Consider the following 21078-nt stretch of genomic DNA (forward strand, 5'->3'; position numbering starts at 1 on the left):
GTTTTTAAGGATTCATGCGATTAATTACCTCTCTTAAACTCTTAAGGAAAAGTTGCAACTCTTCCTTCTTCACAGAAAGTGGGGGAAGTATGCGAATGGTGTGTTTTGAAGCAGCACTTCCGGTAAAAATATGGTGACTTTTGATCAGTTCTGACCGGTAGGGGGCAGCTTCATCCTTCAGGTCAAAACCTATCATTAAGCCTTTGCCCCTTACTGATAGAATTTCAGGAAAGCCTTCCTTTAATTCTTTGATAAGTAAATCTCCCAATTGCTCAGCATTGGTCATTAAATGCTCCTCTTCTAAAACCTCTAAGACTGCAAGTCCTGCGGCACAAGCCAAGTGGTTTCCGCCAAAGGTGGTTCCCAATAAACCGTATTTGGCCTCAATATCCGGGTGGATCAATACTCCACCAATGGGAAAACCATTCCCCATTCCTTTGGCTATGGTAATCAGGTCAGGTGACAAATCTTCAGTCCATTGGTGAGCAAAAAACTTACCTGTTCGTCCATAGCCGGATTGCACTTCATCTAGAATTAATTTGGCTCCGTATTTTTTGGTGAGGGTGGAAAGGCCTTTGAGAAAATTAGACTCAGCAACTTGAATGCCATTGACACCTTGAATGCCTTCAATGATCACTGCCGCAATTTCTCCACCTTTCAACCTTTTTTCCACAGCATCCAAATCACCTAATGCTTCAAAGAAAACCCTATGGCCGCTATTAAATGGGGCTACGATCTTTTGGTTATCCGTAATGGCCACAGCTCCGGATGTTCTCCCATGAAAGGCACCATGAAAAGCAATAACTCCCGCTTTCCCTGTTTCAAAAGAAGCCAATTTTAAAGCATTCTCATTTGCTTCAGCACCTGAATTGCAAAGAAATAAATGGTAAGCTTCATAGCCGGAAAGTTCTCCCAGTTTACTTGCCATTTCTTTTTGTAAGGGGATTTGAACAGAGTTGGAATAGAAGCCTATTTTGTTCAGTTGCTCGCTTATTTTTTTGACATAGTGTGGATGTGAATGCCCGATTGAAATAACTGCATGCCCACCATATAAATCCAGGTACTTCTGGCCTGTATTGTCCCATAAGTAAACACCACTGGCCTTTTCAGGAGTGACATTCATTAAGGGATAAACGTCAAACAATTGCATATTGTATATATTTGTAGACAGCTTGTAAAGGCTGCCAGATAGTCATTTTATTTAAAAAGCAGTACTTTTCAGTTGTAATCCTGTTTTTTCATCCAACCCAAAAGCCAGGTTCATGTTTTGTACTGCTTGTCCGGATGCTCCTTTTAGAAGGTTGTCTATGGCTGAATAAATAACAAGTTGACCTGCTTCTTTTTTCAAGTGTACCAAGCACTTGTTGGTGTTTACCACTTGCTTTAGGTCAATGTCATTTTTGCTTACATAGGTATAGGCTGCATCTTGGTAAAATTTAGCATACACCTCATAAGCTTCTTCCAAACTTCCTTCATAGGGGAAATAAGCTGTAACCCAGATTCCACGAGAAAAATTACCCCTGTAGGGTACAAACAATACCTGCTGATCGAATTCAGGTGTCAATTGCCTGAAAGTTTGGTTAATTTCTTTCAGGTGCTGGTGAGTAAACAATTTGTAAACCGATACATTTTGGTTCCTTTGACTAAAATGAGTGGTTTCTGAAAGTTTTTTACCGGCACCGGTGCTTCCGGTAATTCCCGTCACATGTAAAGAACTTTTGATCCAGTTTTGCTGGATGGCAGGTACAAGGGACAGTTGAACTCCGGTAGCAAAACAGCCGGGGTTGGCTATTTTTTGTGCAGCTTTGATTTTTTCCCGATTGACTTCAGGTAAACCATACACAAAACCATTGCTTTCATCCCTGAAATCCGTGCTAAGGTCAATTATTTTTATGTTCGCATCAAAAGCATGTTTTTCTAAAAACGGTTTGGCCTGTCCATGAGGCAAACATAAAAAAACAAGGTCAAGGTTGTTCGGATCAATCTCATCAGTAAAGCTTAGGGAAGCATCACCGATTAAATCCGGATGAACCTCTTCTAACTTTTTGCCTTTTTGGCTATTGCTATGAATCCAAAGCAGGTCTACATTTGGGTGATGTACCAATAAACGTAACAGTTCTCCTCCCGTATACCCGGCAGCACCCACTACAGCTGTTTTAATCATTTTCATGGCCTAAACTTTCATTTACTTTATGGAAAATAGCTGTCTGGTTACCCAATATTTTTGTGAAGCCTTTTACATCTTCAGCGGTATACCCTTTATTCATTTCACCATAGCTACCAAATTTGGATGACATCAGGTCATGGTCTGAAGAAACGCCTATCATATTGAATCGGTAAGGAGCAAGTTGAACTTTTACTTCACCGCTTACATACGTTTGGGTATCTGTCATAAATGCTTCTAAGTTTCGCATTACAGGATCTAGATAATGACCTTCATGCAAATGGTTGCCATAAAACTCAGAAATTTGATTTTTCCAATAGCTTTGCCACTTGGTTAGGGTATGTTTTTCTAATAGTTGATGCGCTTTGATGATGACCAGAGGGCCTGCAGCTTCAAAGCCAACACGTCCTTTTATTCCTATGATTGTGTCGCCAACATGAATGTCTCTACCAATCCCATAAGGGCTTGCCAATCCTTGAACCTTCAAGATTGCTTTGACCGGATGATCGAATTGCTCTCCATTAACAGCTACCAACTCACCCTTTTCAAAAGTAAGAGCTATGGTCGCAGGTTCCGTTACACTTACTTGAGTAGGGTAAGCACTTTCTGGCAATGCTTGATCAGAAGTAAGGGTTTCCTTACCGCCCACAGATGTACCCCAGATTCCTTTATTTATTGAGTAAGCAGCTTTTTCAAAATTCATGCTTACGCCATGTTTTTTCAAGAAAGAAATTTCTTCTTCTCTACTTAATTTTAAATCCCTTATGGGAGTGATAATTTCAACGTCAGGAAGGATGGTTTGAAAAATCATATCAAATCTTACCTGATCGTTTCCGGCTCCTGTACTGCCATGGGCAATGGAAGTTGCCCCAATGCTTTTCGTGTACTCAGCCAATGCTTTGGCTTGTAAAATTCTTTCTGCACTGACAGACAATGGATAAGTTTGGTTTTTTAATACATTGCCATAAATTAAAAACTTAATGACTTCATTGTAATAAGTAGAAACCACATCAAGCACTTTAAAGGAAGCCACACCTAATATTTTTGCCCTTTCACCTATATTGTCTAACTCCTCTTGCTCAAATCCTCCGGTGTTGACCAATACGGCATGTACTTCATAGCCTTTTTCTTTGCTAAGGTGAATGGCGCAGAATGTGGTGTCCAGGCCTCCGCTATATGCTAAAACTACTTTTTTCATATTATAAATTGTCTTTATTGATAAGTGTTACCTTGAGGAAACACAATTATTATTATTGGTTTACTTTATCTTTTACTTTTTCAATTGCTTTTTTTCCTTTGGCAAAATTAAGAAACATGGCCCGTTTGATATTGATTAATCGCTCAAAAAGACTGAGATTCTTTTTAAATTCGGAAGAACGTTTCTTTTGTTCAGCCTTTTTTACATTTTTGGGTTCATAAAGCATGGCTGTACACAAGCAGTTAGACCTGTTTTTGCTCATAAGTATGGGGTAGTTTACGCAACTTTGGCATCCCTTCCAAAATTCCTCGTCGGTAGTGAGGTCGGAATAACTGACCGGATAATAGCCTAACTCTGAATTTATCTTCATCACAGCAGCCCCTGTGGTTAAGCCAAATATCTTGGAGTCGGGGTATTTTTTGCGGCTTAACTTGAAAACTTCTTTTTTTATTTCTCGGGCTAGCCCGAATTTTCTGTAGTTGGGAGATACTATTAATCCTGAATTTGCCACAAATTTCCCATGTCCCCAGGCCTCAATATAACAAAAGCCTGCCCAGTCTCCGGATTTGGTAAGTGCTATAACTGCTTTTCCTTCCCGCATTTTAGTTTTTATGTATTCGGGGGATCGCTTGGCTATACCGGTACCCCTAGCCTGTGCCGAGCGTTCCATTTCATCTGTAATGGTTTCTGCATATTGGCAATGCTCTTCTCCTGCAGGTTTTATTATAAATTTTTGGTTAAACATTGTAGCATTTTTTTGGCTTGCCGTAATCTTCCATCAAATCTCTATTGACAGAGTCAGCCTTAAGAAAACTAGTTGAAATGAATAAATGAAATGCTTCCGGAAATAGAAATATCCACATAGGATATATTAAAAGAGTGTAGGGACTAAGCCCTAAATAATGTCCTGTAGGTTTTAATAGGACACAATATTGGATACCCACAAAGGATATTATGGACCCGATAATTTTTTTTTGATATGTTATCTTCTTTCTTCATGCTAAACCGTGCAAATATTTATTTATTTTATCAGAAATACAAGTAAAATAAGGATATAATGTAAATCAATAGCGATTTGAATGGCCCCCCTTTTTTTTAAAGGCTAAAAATTTTTCATTAGGAGCAATGACTCCATCTTTTTGGTACCATACTTGTTTTATTTCGATGTGAATTCATTATTTAAAGATTTTAATGCAGTATAATAGGATATTTCATTTATATCTTAATATAAATTGACTTTAGCCTATTTTTTGTTGTCTACTACAACTGAACCAAAAATAATATTATAATGGCAAAATGTTTTGCACTAATGGGTTGGAGTTTACCTGTTATAGAAAGTATGCAAAAACTCAACAAACCTTTCGTAGTAGTTTCATTTCCGGACTTTGAAAATTACGCTCAAGAAAATAATATACCATTTGTTCCTTATCAATTTGACGAATGGAGTGATTCTTCAAATTCATTGGATTTGAAAGACAAACTTGAACCTTATAACGTAGACGTAGCTGTTCCCTTGTTTGAAGAAACAGTAGAATGGGCGGGTGCATTGAATTCATTGTATAGGGATGATCCGAAAGTACTGAATAGGGCATTTCTTTTTAGAAACAAAGCAATGATGAAGAGAAAAGCCTTAATAGGAGGCCTAAGAGTAGGTCTTTTTGAAGAGGTTTACAACAAAGAAGGTGTGGTCAACTTTATGAATAGGCTTAATCAAGCCAACCTACAAGTAGATGGTGAAGAAGACAGCTGGGTTCATATCAAGCCCTTCGCTTCAGCAGGAACAGTAGGGCATCGCCTTTTAAAATCCAAAGCAGATATTGAAGAGAAATGTCAAGATGACGATTTTCCCTGTTTGGCTGAAAGTCACCTACCGGGCAAAGAGTTTTCTTGTGAAGCTTTTGTTCACGGAGGTAAAATTCGGTTTCTAAATATCACGGAGTACGTAAAGCTGGGTTATTCTAATTTTATTCCCGAAGGAAATTACCTTCATACCAAAAGGGAAAAGATCATGAAAGAAATGCAAAAGTTGGTGGATTTATTTGGTATCCAATACGGAATGATTCACCCTGAATGGTTTCTGACTGAAAATGATGAATTAAGCTTTGGTGAGGTGGCTTGTAGAATTCCCGGTGGTCATATTTTGGAACTATGTGGGCAGGCTTATGGGTTTGATGCTTTGGCAGCCTTTGTTTGTTGTCATGACCCTGAGCTTACAGAGGAAGAGCTCAAAGAATTGCTACCTCCCTTGGATGCCAGACCCAAAACCTTTTACGGTAACGTAATGATTTACCCCCATAAAAATGAAATTTCCCAACTGGTGATTCCTGAGGAACTTAAAGAAGAGCCTTTCTTTTTGGATCACAATTTGGTACCTCCTTTAACCAGTCAAAAGGTCAATTCCAGAGACGGTTTTGGCAATCATTTTGGTACGGTAAACTTTAAAGGAGATGATCCGGACCGTATGTCCGAACTATTATTACACTACGAAAATGTAGATTTTTACCATTAAATAATTGTATGCAAGAAAATGTAATCTCAAAAAATAAAATTGAATCCTTTGATGAGTTGTTTGAGAGCTATCAATCAGCCACCGTGCTGACGAGGGAAGAGAAAGCAAAAAAAATAGTTGGACAACTTGATGCTTGGTGTGGAAACTTAGAGGGTATTTTGCAGATTTATAAACGCATTCCGGCCCTTAATCAAGCTGGGATATTTAAAGGTAGCCCTTGGGAAAACCCCTCCAAGTTAGTGCCTCAATTGGTGAATGGCACATTTAAGAGTGGTCATCCCAATTCAACCTTTGAACTGCTTAGTGAGCTTAGGATGCTTGCTATTGCAAGGGGTGAAATTCAAGCTCCAGACAATTTAATTGGGGAGGCAGAAACTTATTTGCAGGAGGTGTTGGTGCTGAATCTTGAGTTCGTTTTTAACGAGCCGCAGGAAGAAACCCGCCTTCTGATGAGTGAGCATGAGCTAAACAAGGTACACACCTTGTTTGGCTTTATTTCTGAACAAATCCAATTGTCAAAGGTGAAGGCTTCATTGGTAGATGAACTGGATTTGATTTGCGAGCAAAGGCCTGTAGTGACGGAAAAGCAAAGGAGAATCATAGCCTTGGTCAAAGAGAAAATAGCATTGGATCCTAATGACCCTGCAGATAAAGACTTATTGGCTTTTCAGCGATCGATTTATCGTCCTTCCATTGGTACAGAGGGTAAAACCTATAAGGAGTATGAAGAATATTTAAATGCTTTGTCTGAGGCGCAGTTGATGGTTGAAGCAGAACAGATGAGTGAGGGCATGCTATCCAATGGCTTGGTGAGTAGTTATCAGGCCAGTTTACTATTGTTTTTGGTCAAAAACAAGCATTATGAGGTGGTAGCCAAATGCCTGGGACTTAATGAATCCGGTTTGGCCTGGTTTAGTGAATATCAGGAATTTGTCTGTGCCTTAATTGTGGATGTAATTCATCCCAACAATGCTCAATGTATCTATGGTTTGGCCAAAAGTTTAGAAAACGGTGTTTTGTCTCGATCGGCTGTCCGGGCAGGATTACATAACCTGCTAACGATCTCCCTGCATCCAAAAGTTAAAGAAAGAATCATCAAGTCACTAGGCAACGCTAAAGGAGAGGTAAGTCCCAAGCAATTTCTAATCGGGGCCTTACTAAGAATATTAGGTCAACCCCTTGGAGTAGGGCAGGGCAACAACCCGACTTGTCAAAGTGCCAGAGGAATCAGTATGTGGAGTCAACATGCACCTGCTAAGCTGATTCATATGGTACATGCTGCAGCAGTGCATAATGATTTAAGTTTCCGGTTTGAAGGAAAGGAAATAAAATATTCAGAATCAGCTTTGGGTTTGGTTCAAAAATTAGATCATCAACTGGATGCAGTTTCGGTGACCTTGGTGCCTATGCTGGATAAAATATATAATGAAATGATGCGAAGGGCCTCAGGTAGGGGGGAAGATCCTCACAAATGGGTAAACCCTGGTTTGTATGGACAGTGGATACAAATAGGTTTTGCCTCTGCCTATGATTATTTATCCAATGCTATCGTTGATTTTGATGGTTTTGTTAAAGTGTTTTATGCCATGTGTCACCCTCAATACAATGGTGGACACCGGCTAGTATACCCAAATCCTGTAGGTATATTTATAACCTCTGCAAAAGGGGAGATGTTGGGTTTCCACGCAATCTCATTACTTCGTGTAGAAAAAGACCCCCAAGGCATAATTAGAGCTTATTTCCTAAACCCTAACAATGAAGGACGTCAAAATTGGGGCCAAGGAATTTGTCCATCAGTCTATGGAAATGGAGAAAATCACGGGGAGTCCTCTCTTCCAATTCACGAGTTTGCCGCAAGAATTTACGCTTTTCATTACAACAATCTTGATGCTACAGCAAAAATGGATGAGGTACCTCAATACGAAGTAAATAAAGTAAAAGAACTAGCAAAAAATAGTTGGGGAAAATCCTATACCTGGCTGGAAATAAAAAAACAATGGTAAAACATTCCTCGAGAATTGAATTAAATCAAGTTGCTTATAAAGGCAATGTAAACTTCATTAGAAAGAAGATTGGGGACAAGCCTATACTATCATCGGTGGTCAAGGCCAATGCCTATGGACATGGAATAGAAGCATTTGTCCCCATGGCGGAAAGATGCGGTATCAATCATTTTTCCGTGGCTTCTTCCTTTGAAGCCGAACAAGTATTGAATGTCTGCAAAGCAGAAAGCAAGGTGTTGATCATGGGGATCATTTATGAAGAAGATCTGGGTTGGGCCATTTCTAATGGGATTTCTTTTTTCGTTTATAATTTCAATCGACTTGCTAAGGTTTTGGAGGAAGCCAAAAAAGTGGGGAAGCAAGCTTTGGTACATGTAGAAGTAGAAACCGGTGCCAACCGAACAGGAATGCATGCCCAGGAATTTCCAAAAGCTCTTGCCTTTTTAAAACAAAATGCGGAGTGGTTGAAATTTGAAGGCCTCTGCACACATTTTGGTGGTGCAGAAAGTGTTTCCAATCAATTTAAGATTGACAGACAACACAAGAGGTACAAAGGTTTTCTAAAAACTTGTAAGGATAAAAAAATGATGCCCGAAATTCGACATATTGCCTGTTCGGCTGCAGCTTTGGCGATGAAGGATACTGTCTATGATATGGTTAGGATAGGAGTGGCACAGTATGGCTTCTGGCCAAGTCCGGATGTTTATTATGCGCATTTGCACCAAACCAATAAAAGCTCCGACTCAACGATGAAAAGAGTTTTTAACTGGAAAACGGATATCATGGATATTAGAACAGTGGATCAAGGTGAATTTATCGGTTATGGTACGGCTTTTCAGGCCACGCAGAATATGAGAATTGCTGTACTCCCTTTGGGGTATTCAAATGGCTACCCCAGAGCCCTTTCCAATAGAGGTCAGGTGCTGATTCATGGTAAAAAAGCCCCAATAGTAGGCCTGATTAATATGAATTTATTTATGGTAGACATTACGCATATTGAAAAAGTGGAAGTTGGGGATGAAGTGGTTTTGATAGGAAGGCAAAAAAACAATGTTATCAATGTTTCAAGTTTTACCAATGCCACACAGCTTTTAAACAATGAAATGCTAAGTCGCTTACCTGCTGCAATCCCCCGAACAGTTATCAAAAAATAGGTTTACCGAAAAAGTAAACCTATTGAATAAACTTGTCCGTAATTATTTGTTTGGGGATATTTGGACCTTCAATGTATATTTCTAGTTCTTCCCCGGAAATGTCATCGAAGTACAAAACCTCAATGGAATGAAGGCCTTCTTCCAACTCAATATGGTTGCTTTTTAAACTACTGGAATGAGAGCCATCATGGTCTACAAGTACCTCACCATCTATTAAAACTTTACTTCCATCATCTGATTGGGTATAAAAGGTATATTTACCTGAACCGGGAAGAGACAAAGTGCTTTTAAACCGAATGGCAAAATGATCGGATCGGTGGGAGATATGCTTCAGGCTAAATTCTTTACTTTTCCCTGATTTTATAGCTTTCAAACCTGTAAAATCGGGGAGTTGAGTGAAATTTCCTTCATAATAATCCCAAAATATTTTACCTTCTTCGTCATTCCCTATTCTGTATTGGTTGATTTCAGGGCGGCTATAAGTTCCACTTTTATAGGTTAATGCCGTAACAATGGTGTTGTTGAGAATTTGAATAGGCTTGTCGTATCTTATACCTGTTTCTTTAGTAGGTATGGATCCGTCTAAGGAATAGAAAATTTCCGCCGTTGCATCATCTACCTTTATTTCCACTGAAATAGGGGGCTGTGAATACAAACCTGAAATAGGGGCAACCAAAGGCATAGGCACATATGGAGCTGAGGTACTATTTTTTTCAAAGGCTTCAAGAATGGGTCTGCCAATCCCTGCACTGGGAGGAGTTATGCCTATGGCGTAGGCCAAGGTTACCGGAACGTCATAAATATAGCATGGCTTGTCTATGATCAACCCTTTTTTTACTCCGGCTCCATACATGATGATAGGTATTTCTAATTCATTTAAAGAAGTGCCTCCATGTCCTTTATTGATGCCACCGTGGTCACCGGTAATCATCAATAAAGTTTCTTCCATCAGCCCTTCCTGCTCAAGTTGCTGAATGAAACGGCCAATTAGGCTGTCGTAGTGCGTGATAGCATTAAAATAAGCTTCAGAATCATGTCCATCATGGTGTCCAAAATGGTCAATCTCATCAATGTTTAAGAATAGAAAATCAGGTTTGTCATCAAAAAATGCATTCACTGCTTTTTCAAAAACGTCATCCCCCTTTTTTCCTCGATACACTTGGTCTACTTGATTTAGATCAAACAGTCTGGCCAAGCCTTCCCACTCATAGAAAAAATGAACTTTGGAAGATGGAATTTGTTCCTTTACCCAGTTAATTAAACTTGGGTAAACCCCCTCGTCAGTAGTTAAAACGGGAGGCCATTTCTCCTTGTCCCTTTCCCAATCATTGTCATAAACGCCGTGTTGCAATGGCCCCACACCGGTAAGCATTGCTGTCCAGTTTGGAGAACTGTTGGTTGGGAGTAAACAACGAGAAAACGGAGCCATGGCTCCGTTTTCCGTCATCTTATTCATATTGGGAGTAGAAGCCTTCTGGAAACCTCTCGATCCGAATGCATCCAGCCCGATTAAAATGATATGTTTAACCTTCTGAGTAGACTGTTCGGGTTCGCTACAGGAAAAGCCAATAATCGAAGCAACTGTTAACAAGAAAAAAATACCAGGTAATCTACTGATAAGTTTCATTTATTGGTTGATAAGAGAAAATAATAATTCAGGTTCGTCAGTAGAAATAAATTCCACATTTTGATCCATTAACCATTTCATATCATCTTCCTTGTTGACCGTCCAGACATTAACAGTTAAACCAAGGTCCTGGGCTTCTTTGATCCATTGAGGGTTTTCTTTCACTTTTTTGATATTATAATCGAAGCCAAAAAAACCGTCATCTTTTAGCTCTTGGGGCGTTTTGTCACCCGTAAGGTAGGCTACATTTGCCTCGGGGTCCAAAGAGATAACTTTTAGTCCCATTTCATAACCAAAAGTGATATAATCTACCCATTTTTCAGCGCCTAATTTTTTAACAATGGCGACAGATTTTTCTGCCAATTCAATTCCTCTTTCTTTAGATACTCTCGAAGGCTTTATCTCAAAGATGAGCTTGGTTTTATTCTGTTTCATACCATAGGTTAAATACTCTTCTACGGTAGGAATTTTTTCCCCATTAGGCAAAGGTTTTTCCAAAAGCTCAGCATAGGTGGTTTCCTCTATTTCCATTCCATGGTGGTCTGCATCATGGTTTACTACCAGGATTCCGTCTGAAGTCATCCAGACATCGAACTCTGATCCGGTGCAGCCCAAGTCAAAAGCCTCCTGCAGTGAAGCCAGAGAATTTTGAGGATGAGGGCTAGTTTTCCAAGCCCCTCTGTGGGCGATTACTTGGTTGTTATTAAACTCCATACTTTGGTTGGTGCAAGAAAAAAGGCATGCACATATGCCTATAATCAATAGAAAATATTTTGACATCTAATTGTAGTTATTGTTTTTATTGCAATATTCTAAAAGTTAATGCAATCCACAACCCTTCAATAAAATTTATCATTAAAATAATATGGAGTTTGTATTAAAAAGTTGGCATTAATTGAAATTAGCAAAAAATATTAGTCCCACATGCCTGTAGGGACAATCTCTAAGACATGTCCGAAAGGATCTTCAAAATAAAAACTGCTGATGTCTTTTTTCCATTCCTGTTGATGGGTAATGGTTATACCCTTGTCACTTAATTTTTTCTTAATCTCTAAATAATCTTTATGTTCCACTTCAAAAGCAATGTGCTGCTTGCCATAGGCAAAATGTGGCGGCAAATTGCTGTCATGCTTAGTTATTTCAGGTAAGAAGCAAAGCAAGACACTGTCTCCACATCTGAAAAAAACATGTCTCTGATCCTCTTTAGAAATTAATGGCATTTCTAATATTTGATGATAAAACCTTTCAGCTAGATCTAAATCATCTACGTAGAGACATGTTTCCTTTATCCTGGTGTATGAGATCATTCCAAGTGAATCTTTGACTAACCGTTATTTTCTAAGTAAAATGATTTTAAAATGTATTGCAATTGCTCGTATTCTATAAGGAAGGCATCATGCCCATATATTGAGGATATTTCCCTGTAGGTTCCTTTTGGTACATGTTTGCTGATATATCTGGATTCTTCACTTGTAAATAAGATATCCGTATCAACTCCAATTGAAAGTACTTTACATTTAATTTTTGAAAGGGCAACGGGTGTTCCACCTCGCCTTCTTCCGATGTCGTGGCTGTCCATGGCTTTGGATAGAATCCAATAAGACAGCGCATTAAATCGATTGGCCAATTTTAGCCCTTGGTACCTTAGGTAACTGCTTATTTTAAAATCATCCCTTTTCTCCTCTGTTTCGCTTTGGTTTTGCAGGAAAGTCATGGGATGTCTATAACTCAACATGCCTATGGCCCTAGCTGTTTCCAGGCCTTTCTTGCCAGCTTCAGGATGTGGTTTTCCCCAAGAGCTATCCGATTCTATGGCCATCCTTTGGGTTTCATTAAAACCAATAATCCAAGGAGAAGCCTTGGCATTGGAAGCCACGATTATGGCATTCTCAAGCTTGTCTCCTAATGAAACTGCCCATTCTAAACCTACTTGACCACCTAAAGAACCTCCAATTACCGTATTGATTTTTTCCAATCCCAGGTGTATTCTTAATTTATCCAATCCCGCTGCAATATCCCTCGTGGTAATATTGGGAAAGTCATAATAATAAGGATCCCCACTTTTAGGGTTATTGCTTAAAGGTTGGGTAGAGCCATAACAGGAACCAAGAAAATTGGCACAGACAATGAAATATTTGGAAGGATCAAAAAACTTGTCCTCTCCAATTAATCCTGACCACCATTCATGAGGGTTGGCATCACCGGTTAAGGCATGCAGGACCCAAATAACATTGTCTTTGTTTGCGTTTAATTGGCCTTGGGTCGTAAAACTCAATTGAAACTCCGGAATTGATTCTCCGGACTCCAAAAGTAATGCTTCCTGGCAATAGAAAATCTCCTGGGTCATTTCAATAGTCAAATGCGGCGATTGAAGGTTCATTTTAATAATTTTAAATTTTGTCGAAAGCGGCCGATAGGTCGGCTTTCACATCTTCAATGTGTTCTATACCTGAAGAAAGTCTTAACAATGTTGGCGTTACCCCGGCGGCTAATTGGGCGTCATCAGAAAGTTGCTGATGAGTAGTGGCTGAAGGTTGAATGATCAAAGTTTTGGCATCACCTACATTGGCCACATGTGAGATTAATTCCAGATTATTAATAAAATTGGAAGCTGTTTCTTTTTCCCCTACAATTTCAAAGCTTAAGACTCCCCCAAATCCATTCGTAAGGTATTTTTTCGCCGTTTCGTGATAAGGGCTATTAGTTAAGCCCGGGTAATTAACTGATTTCACTTTAGGGTGTGCTTCCAACCATTTCGCCAATTCCAAGGCATTATCTACAGTTCTTTGAACACGAAGAGAAAGGGTTTCTAATCCCTGAAGCAGTTGGAAAGAGTTGAATGGACTGATGGCAGGACCAAAATCTCTTAGACCTTCTACCCTTACTCGGATAGCGAAGGCAATATTTGGCATGCCTAAGGGATTATTATCGCCAAAAGTTTCCCAGAAATTAAGTCCATGGTATCCTTCAGAAGGTTCAGAGAATTGTGGAAATTTACCATTACCCCAATTGTAATTTCCTCCATCTACGATTATGCCACCAATAGAAGTACCATGGCCACCTATCCATTTGGTTGCAGAAGAGGTTACAATATTAGCACCATGCTTGATGGGCTGACATAGATATCCTCCGGCACCAAAGGTATTGTCAACTACTAAAGGAATATCATGTTTTTTAGCCAATGCAGCAATTGCTTCAAAATCCGGAACGTTGAATTCAGGGTTTCCAATTGTCTCCACATAGATGGCTTTGGTTTTATCATTGATTTCTGCAGCCAGATCATCTGCCTTGTCGGATTTAGCAAATCTGGCTTCAATACCTATTCTTTTAAAAGAAACCTTAAATTGATTGTAAGATCCGCCATAAAGAAATGGAGAGGTAACAAAGTTATCGCCTACGCTTAGGAAGTTGTTTAAAGCTAAAAATTGTGCGGCTTGGCCAGAAGCTGTAGCCACTGCTGCAACACCACCTTCTAATGCTGCCACCCTTTTCTCAAATACATCTGAGGTTGGGTTCATTATCCTGGTATAGATGTTTCCAAATTCTTTTAAGGCAAATAAATTGGCACCATGTTCTGCAGAATTGAATACATAAGAGGTGGTTTGATAAATAGGAACAGCTCTAGAATTGGTAGATGGGTCTGCTTCTTGTCCACCGTGGACTTGCAATGTTTCGAAACGATAATTTTTAGACATGTTTTTTATGTTTTAGGTTTGTTATCAATTCTGATTAAGTTTATCATGAAGAAATGCCAGTATACACCAAACACCATTGTGCCGATTAGTATTTCTATTAAAATAGAAATAAAATGTCTGTTGAAAGCTTCTGGGGTTTCTATCCTTTATTGAATGGTGTATGGAGCTCATATATAAGTTTTGAATTTATATTCCCAGATGTAACCAATTTCATCTGGCAGGAATTGGCACCTTGGATTTTCCAGGTTGCCAGAGGGTCAACGAGCCTGTCTCTTGCCTCTTCTATATAAATCCTAACTACTTCAGAAAAAGTAAAAGGATTGTACAAAATAAAGCCACATTGTCAAATTTTCCAATAGTTGTCAATGATTTTTTCTTTTTAAATGCAAACAAGTCAAATAATCAGTGAATTAGCAGTGCTTTTACTACCGTACTATTATTTAAAAGAAAAACAATTTATCAAATGACTCAATGTGTTGGAAATGCTTCCTTCCATTTATTCAAATAAATAATAAGAAGTTGATAATAATTTTAACTCTGTTATCTGACTTGTTTTAAAGTTTTTTAACAAACGGTTCTAGGTTTATTTCGTTGCATGTATTGTCAAGTAAATGGGCAGGTTTTAATGTCCAGCTTCAAAATAAACCAACAAAAGGATAATCTTACCGTAAAAGTTTTTGAAATTTGTAACAAACTTAATCTTTGGTACCTTACATTCTTGGTTTTTAGAGCGGGTGATCGTAAAGCATGCCTTTTAAATTTATATATACATTTCAAATTCTATGGAAAGAAATTTCAAAACGTGTTTTTGTGCATTTTTACTGGGAATTTTTCTCAGTGGTTATGGGTCTATTTATGCATTTTCAGGTGAGGTCTATTTAAAAGATAGCCTTAAAACGCCTGATAACTGGTTTTTACTGGATCCTATAGATGATGGGATTATGGGTACCGGTACAGAAAAAGCCTATGAAAAATTACTACAGGGGAAATCTCCAAAAACTACAATCGTGGTAGCGGTTATTGATTCCGGAATCGACATAGATCATGAAGATCTTCAGGGTAAAATATGGATCAATGAGGATGAAATTGCCGGAAATGGTATTGATGATGATAATAACGGCTATGTAGATGATGTACATGGCTGGAATTTTATTGGAGGAGCCGATGGTTCGCAGGTAGACAATGATTCTCATGAATTGACTAGAGAATACGTAAGGTTAAAGGCCATTTACGGAGACTTGGATAAGGAAGATGTGAAGCGAAAGAACAGGGATGAGTTTGAATATTGGGAAAAAGTCAGTAAAAACTTTGAAGAGGCCAAAGATAAAGCAGCATCAAATTACAACATGTACAATAACATGATGGAAGGTTTCTCAAACATGGCAGATTTGGTGAAGGAAGAATTTGAAGTAACAGATTTTAGTCTTGAGGACTTGGCAAATTTTGAGTCAGATGATGAAAAAATTACTGCGGCCATTGACATGCTTAATCAAATGTTTGGCATGATAAGGCTTGAAGACGCAAGTATTAATACCATCCTTGCAGAATTGGGTAAAGCCGTCAAGCATTTTGAAGTGCAGGCTAAGTATGCTTACAATACAGACTTTGATCCTAGAGGAATTGTTGGGGATGACCCGGATAACTACAAGGAAAAGTATTATGGAAACAATGACCCAACAGGTCCTGATCCTTCCCATGGAACTCATGTTGCCGGTATCATTGCAGCCAACAGAGGAAATGATTTAGGAATTGAGGGGATAGCAGACCATGTATTGATCATGGCTATAAGGGCGGTGCCGAATGGAGATGAAAGGGATAAGGATATTGCCAACTCTATTAGATATGCGGTAGACAATGGTGCAAACGTCATTAATATGAGCTTTGGTAAATCTTATTCTCCCGGTAAAAAATATGTGGACAAGGCAGTCAAGTACGCAGAGAGGAAAGGTGTATTATTGATTCACGCAGCAGGAAATAGCTCAAAGGAAGTCACTCCTGGAAATAACTTCCCTAACAGGTGGTTTGCCAAAAGAGGAGTGTCTGATGCTTGGATAGAAGTAGGGGCTTCAGGACCTAGAGAGGATGAAAATCTTGCAGCGGATTTTTCAAATTTTAGTAAAGAAGGAGTAGACTTATTTGCACCGGGGGTAGATATTTATTCTACCATTCCTGATTCAGGTTATGAAAACAATAGTGGTACAAGCATGGCAGCCCCAACAGTGGCCGGTGTAGCAGCTCTTTTGCTTGCTTACTATCCGGACCTCAAACCAAAAGAAGTACGTAAAATTCTTACAAGCTCTGTTTATAAGGTTGGTGATGACAAAGTACATCAACCGGGAAAAGAAGAATTGGTGGGTTTTGGAGATTTGAGCCAAACCGGTGGGATTGTAAATGCTTATCAAGCCATTAAAATGGCAGAAGAATTGGCACAATAGTCTGTATATTAAAGCCTCGTAGATGGATTTACCCATTTATTTTGATTACAATGCAAGCACACCTTGCTTTCCGGAGGTGGTAGAGGCCATAGTACCCTACTTTACCTCTACTTTTGGCAATGCGTCAAGTACCCACCATCCTTATGGCTGGTTGGCAGAAGAGGCCGTGGAAACTGCCAGAGAGCAAGTGGCAACATTAATTGGAGCAGAGGCAAATGAAATCATATTTACGAGTGGAGCCACTGAAGCATTAAACCTTGGAATAAAGGGCATGGCTCAGATGGCGGACCCCGGAAAAAATCACCTGATTACCATCGCCACAGAACACAAGGCTGTACTTGATACGATGGAAAGTTTGGCAGACCAGGGATTTGAATTGACCTGTTTACCTGTAGGGGCTGAGGGGGAAATCTCTCTAGACCAATTAAAGTCAAGTTTTAGAGAAAATACCTTGATGGTGGTTGCCATGATGGCCAATAATGAAACAGGAAAGTTACACCCTATCAAAGAAATGGCAGCGCTAACGAAAGCTCATGGGGCGCTCTTTTTAACGGATGCAGTACAAACCGTTGGAAAGGTCCCTGTTGATGTTAGGGGTTTGGGAGTGGATGGATTGGCACTTTCAGGTCATAAAATGTATGCACCAAAAGGTGTAGGAGCATTATTTATAAGGAAAGGGCTACCTAAAATTAAATTAAAAGCCCAGATAACGGGCGGCGGCCATGAAAGAGGCCGTAGGAGTGGAACCCTAAATGTGCCCGGAATTGTAGGATTAGGTAAAGCCGCTGAGCGCTGCCTAGAAGATTTGCAGGAGGAAAGCCGCAGGCTTTTTAATTTAAGGAAAGGATTAGAGAATGGTTTACTACAAATTCAGGGTTGCCAACTAAACGGAGGAAGCCATCGACTTCCTCATGTATGCAATGTTTCTTTCAATCAGGTCTCAGGCAAATCCTTGCTGATAAGGGTAAATAAAAAATTGGCGGTAAGTTCCGGGGCTGCTTGTAGTAGCATCTCTGATAAACCCTCTCACGTGTTGACCGCCATGGGTTTGGACCAAAGCTCGGCCATGGCCACCTTACGTCTTTCACTAGGCCGGTTTACTACTGCGGCTGATGTAGCATTTGCCATTGAATACATCCGTGAAGTAATAGAAGATTTGCGTTCTATATAATTTTTAATTTATTAAAATGACAAAGAAAGACTTTACCCACCTGGACAAAACTACCGGAAATCCTGCGATGGTGGATGTAGGAGAAAAAAAAATTACCCGGCGCTTTGCCAAAGCTTCCTGCAGGGTGGTACTTGGAAAAGAAATCATGCGTTCGCTTAATAATGAATCAGAATTGATAACTAAGAAAGGTCCGGTTTTTCAAACGGCGATAATTGCAGGCACAATGGGAGCAAAAAAAACAGCTGAACTTATTCCGCTTTGCCATCCATTAGGCATGGATGATTGTAAGGTATCCATTGAGGCCATAGGGGAGGAGGAGATTTTAATTACTTGCAGTACACGGGTCACAGGGAAAACCGGGGTAGAAATGGAGGCCATGACAGGCGCTTCTGTAGCGGCTTTGACCATCTATGATATGTGCAAAGGTTTTTCTCATGATATTTTAATTAAGGAACTGAAACTGGAAGAAAAAACTGGAGGTAAAAGTGACTTCAAAAGATAAACACCAAAAACATGTACATTTGGCCAAGCCTGATATGGGGGATTATGGCCGAATTGAATTGGGCTTCTTAGGAACTTCTTGCGGGAACATCCAAAAATTAGCTCATATGGCAATCGAACAATTGGCTTCAACTTATAAAATAGCCTATGTTGATGCTGACCACAAAGAAGGGGATGCGTTGATTGCCGGTAAGGGAGATAAAGAAAGCTTGATGCAGTTTCCAGATGCGGTAGAGCTTAGGGATAAGATCGTATTCAAGAGGTTAGATAGAAAACAAGAACAGGTATCGGTTTTTGAACAACGTGAATGGCTAAATAACCAAGAATTGGTTTTAATCAATGCCAATCATTTTAAAGCCAAAGATCAGGTATTGGTGATTGATCCTAAAAAACCAATGGAAAAAAAGCTTAGCAAAATCACCCGTGTTCGCTTACTGGTTTTGCAAGAGGGGCAATCAATTATTCCGGAATATATAAAGGAACATATCCATGATTGGGAACAATTACCAGTGGTTAACATTGCTGAAGTGGATAAAATCGTGTCTTTTATAAAAGAATTTACAGACGCAAATCGTGCCGAAGTAAACGGTTTGGTATTGATAGGTGGCAAAAGCAGTCGGATGAACAGAGATAAATCCGGCTTGACTTACCATGACAAAAGCCAAAAAGACCATGTAAGCGACTTGTTGCAAAAACATTGTAAGAAAGTATTCTTGTCTTGTAATGAAGTACAACATGAAAGGCTTCAGGAAAAATATTTGACCATCAAAGACAAAATTGAAGGTTTGGGGCCTATGGGAGGGATTTTGTCTGCATTTATGGGCAATCCGGATGGGGCATGGCTTTCAGTAGCATGTGATTTACCCTTTTTAACCGAAGAAACCATTGCCTTCCTGCTGAAAAACAGAAACCCTTCAAAATTAGCTACAGTATTTTTGGATTCAGATGGCAAGTTCCCTGAACCCCTAATTACCATATGGGAGCCTAGGGCTTACCCGGTATTATTAAGGTATTTGAGTCAGGGATACAGTTGCCCAAGGAAAGTTTTGATCAATTCAGAAGTGGAAATTTTGCAGGCACCGGATGTACGGGAATTCCAAAATGTAAATGATCCAGAAGCCTATGCATCCGCTTTGAAAACGTTAAAAAAAGAAGAGATTTGAAGGTTAAGGCGGCATTTGAATTTCGGTCCATGCCAATTTTTAAAGGTATATTTGCACCATGATAGATTTTACTAAGGAAGGAAGAATAGTCATTACTTGTTACGACAGGAATGCGCCATTTTTAGAAGCAGAGTTACAGGCTTTGAATTTTAAAATCGATGGAGTTTTTCGAACTCATGTTGCATTGACAGGCAGCTTGAATGATTGTATTTTTCTAAATATGCACTTAAGAACAGCCAGTCATGTGTTGTACGAAATCCATAGTTTTCCTTTAGATCACATTAAAGACCTTTACAAGGTTATCAATGAATTGCCCTGGGAAGAATATATAGAAACAGATGGTTATTTCTCAGTTATAAGCAATGTGAAGCATGAAACTGTTGACAATCCCTTGTTTGTCAATGTTAAAATAAAGGATGCTATTGCGGATAGGTTTAGAAACAAGTTCGGCGAAAGACCGGATTCAGGATCTAATTTAGATGAGGCTGTTTTTCAGTTTTTTTGGAAAGGAGACCAAGCTAGTATTTATATCAACACTTCAGGGGATACCCTAATCAAACATGGTTATAGGAAAATACCGGGAAGTGCTCCCATGATGGAGTCACTTGCGGCTGCCTCTCTGGTAGCTTCCGGTTGGGATCAAAACAGTCCCTTTGTCAATCCTATGTGTGGTTCAGGGACTGTTGCCATAGAAGCCACTTTAATGGCTACCAATAGGTACCCCGGCTTATTTAGAGATGATTATGCCTTTATGTACATCAATGGATATGATGCCGGCGTATATTATGGTTTGAAGAAGGATTTGGAAGATAAAATAAAACCAATTCCTGATTTTCCTATTATTGCTTCAGATATAAGTGAAAGGGCCATAAATGCCAGTAAGGCCAATGCTAGAGAAGCTGGAGTTGCCGAATATATCCAGTTTGAAGTTTGTGATTTTAGAGAAGCAACCATACCTGAAGCAGACAAAGGAGCCGTCTTTTTTAACCCGGAGTATGGCGAAAGGCTAGGAGAGGAAGAAGAACTTGAATTGACCTACAGGGAAATTGGTGATTTTATGAAAAAACGCTGTTCAGGTTATACAGGCTTGGTTTTTACAGGAAATCTTGATTTGGGTAAGCGGATTGGATTGAAACCTAAAAGGAGAATTCCATTTTACAATGGAACCATCGACTGCAGACTACTTGTGTTTGAATTGTATAAAGGATCAAAAACGGTTTCCTATAAAAAGCCTGAAAATAATAGTTAGGCGATAAGTCCATCTGGCTTCATTAATGCTAATTTGATAGATCACCTTATCACAAAGTCCAATGGCTTGACCTTTAATATTGGTACTTTAGTAAGCTTTGAAAGGGAGGTCTTAGAAAATAATGCTAGTGTTTGGCATTTACCGGAAATAAAGCCGGAGTTGTTAGCCCATAGCTGCAACTCCGGCTTTTTAATGTTATGAATAGACCT

At 39.3% G+C, this 21078-nt stretch carries 17 protein-coding genes and 1 riboswitch; of the genes, 8 read left to right on the top strand and 9 right to left on the bottom strand.

The annotated features are described in order from the left end of the window. Nucleotides 1-4 precede the first annotated feature (4 nt). The 4 genes from ACYVHJ_RS22540 to ACYVHJ_RS22555 are packed head-to-tail and all read right to left on the bottom strand — an operon-like array spanning nt 5 to nt 4107. Nucleotides 5-1150: an aspartate aminotransferase family protein gene (locus tag ACYVHJ_RS22540; protein ID WP_460519609.1), complete on the bottom strand. Its 1146-nt coding sequence runs from the start codon at nt 1148-1150 to the stop codon at nt 5-7. A 51-nt stretch (nt 1151-1201) separates the two neighbouring features. After that, a complete protein-coding gene (gene argC, locus ACYVHJ_RS22545) occupies nt 1202-2170 on the bottom strand; it encodes an N-acetyl-gamma-glutamyl-phosphate reductase (RefSeq protein ID WP_460519612.1) in 969 nt (322 codons plus the stop codon). Further along, nucleotides 2157-3362: an argininosuccinate synthase gene (argG, locus tag ACYVHJ_RS22550; protein ID WP_460519615.1), complete on the bottom strand. Its 1206-nt coding sequence runs from the start codon at nt 3360-3362 to the stop codon at nt 2157-2159. The genes argC and argG overlap by 14 nt, the downstream gene beginning before the upstream one ends. Nucleotides 3363-3414: 52 nt before the next feature. Further along, a complete protein-coding gene (locus tag ACYVHJ_RS22555) occupies nt 3415-4107 on the bottom strand; it encodes a GNAT family N-acetyltransferase (protein WP_339902583.1) in 693 nt (230 codons plus the stop codon). A 543-nt stretch (nt 4108-4650) separates the two neighbouring features. On the opposite strand from ACYVHJ_RS22555, the gene ACYVHJ_RS22560 reads away from it, so the two are divergent. From ACYVHJ_RS22560 to alr, 3 genes are read left to right on the top strand one after another with little or no spacing between them, the layout of a single operon-like run. Further along, nucleotides 4651-5871 (top strand): ATP-grasp domain-containing protein, encoded by a 1221-nt coding sequence (locus tag ACYVHJ_RS22560; protein ID WP_460519618.1) that lies wholly within the window; start codon nt 4651-4653, stop codon nt 5869-5871. A gap of 8 nt (nt 5872-5879) precedes the next feature. Then, nucleotides 5880-7874, top strand: a complete 1995-nt coding sequence (locus tag ACYVHJ_RS22565) for a hypothetical protein (protein WP_460519621.1) — start codon at nt 5880-5882, stop codon at nt 7872-7874. Next, entirely contained in the window at nt 7868-9028 is a 1161-nt protein-coding gene (gene alr / locus ACYVHJ_RS22570) for an alanine racemase (protein ID WP_460519624.1), read from the top strand. Before ACYVHJ_RS22565 ends, alr begins: the two co-directional genes overlap by 7 nt. A 19-nt stretch (nt 9029-9047) precedes the next feature. On the opposite strand, the gene ACYVHJ_RS22575 is transcribed toward alr, so the two are convergent. From ACYVHJ_RS22575 to ACYVHJ_RS22595, 5 genes are all read right to left on the bottom strand, one after another. Beyond that, on the bottom strand, nt 9048-10655 hold the full coding sequence (locus ACYVHJ_RS22575) for an alkaline phosphatase family protein (RefSeq protein WP_460519627.1): 1608 nt from the start codon (nt 10653-10655) through the stop codon (nt 9048-9050). Further along, a complete protein-coding gene (locus tag ACYVHJ_RS22580; protein ID WP_339904839.1) occupies nt 10656-11435 on the bottom strand; it encodes a glycerophosphodiester phosphodiesterase in 780 nt (259 codons plus the stop codon). It lies immediately after the preceding gene. A 134-nt stretch (nt 11436-11569) separates the two neighbouring features. Further along, the gene (locus ACYVHJ_RS22585; protein ID WP_460520380.1) at nt 11570-11959 is read right to left on the bottom strand and encodes a VOC family protein; all 390 of its coding nucleotides are present in this window, start codon (nt 11957-11959) and stop codon (nt 11570-11572) included. Nucleotides 11960-11979: 20 nt separating this feature from the next. Continuing rightward, nucleotides 11980-13035 (bottom strand): homoserine O-acetyltransferase family protein, encoded by a 1056-nt coding sequence (locus ACYVHJ_RS22590; RefSeq protein WP_339904838.1) that lies wholly within the window; start codon nt 13033-13035, stop codon nt 11980-11982. A gap of 10 nt (nt 13036-13045) precedes the next feature. Further along, on the bottom strand, nt 13046-14350 hold the full coding sequence (locus tag ACYVHJ_RS22595) for an O-acetylhomoserine aminocarboxypropyltransferase/cysteine synthase family protein (RefSeq protein WP_460519632.1): 1305 nt from the start codon (nt 14348-14350) through the stop codon (nt 13046-13048). A gap of 183 nt (nt 14351-14533) precedes the next feature. Continuing rightward, nucleotides 14534-14643, bottom strand: a riboswitch (SAM riboswitch). A 489-nt stretch (nt 14644-15132) separates the two neighbouring features. On the opposite strand from ACYVHJ_RS22595, the gene ACYVHJ_RS22600 reads away from it, so the two are divergent. The 5 genes from ACYVHJ_RS22600 to ACYVHJ_RS22620 are packed head-to-tail and all read left to right on the top strand — an operon-like array spanning nt 15133 to nt 20869. Continuing rightward, on the top strand, nt 15133-16785 hold the full coding sequence (locus ACYVHJ_RS22600; protein ID WP_460519635.1) for a S8 family peptidase: 1653 nt from the start codon (nt 15133-15135) through the stop codon (nt 16783-16785). 22 nt (nt 16786-16807) lie between these two features. Further along, nucleotides 16808-17956, top strand: a complete 1149-nt coding sequence (locus ACYVHJ_RS22605) for a cysteine desulfurase family protein (RefSeq protein WP_460519638.1) — start codon at nt 16808-16810, stop codon at nt 17954-17956. A gap of 16 nt (nt 17957-17972) precedes the next feature. Next, nucleotides 17973-18458, top strand: coding sequence for a cyclic pyranopterin monophosphate synthase (moaC, locus tag ACYVHJ_RS22610; protein WP_460519641.1), 486 nt, complete (start codon nt 17973-17975; stop codon nt 18456-18458). After that, nucleotides 18442-19620, top strand: coding sequence for an NTP transferase domain-containing protein (locus ACYVHJ_RS22615; RefSeq protein ID WP_460519644.1), 1179 nt, complete (start codon nt 18442-18444; stop codon nt 19618-19620). Before moaC ends, ACYVHJ_RS22615 begins: the two co-directional genes overlap by 17 nt. A gap of 58 nt (nt 19621-19678) precedes the next feature. Then, entirely contained in the window at nt 19679-20869 is a 1191-nt protein-coding gene (locus ACYVHJ_RS22620; protein ID WP_339903880.1) for a THUMP domain-containing class I SAM-dependent RNA methyltransferase, read from the top strand. The last annotated feature ends 209 nt before the right edge of the window (nt 20870-21078 follow it).

The organism is Cyclobacterium sediminis, assembly GCF_054781075.1.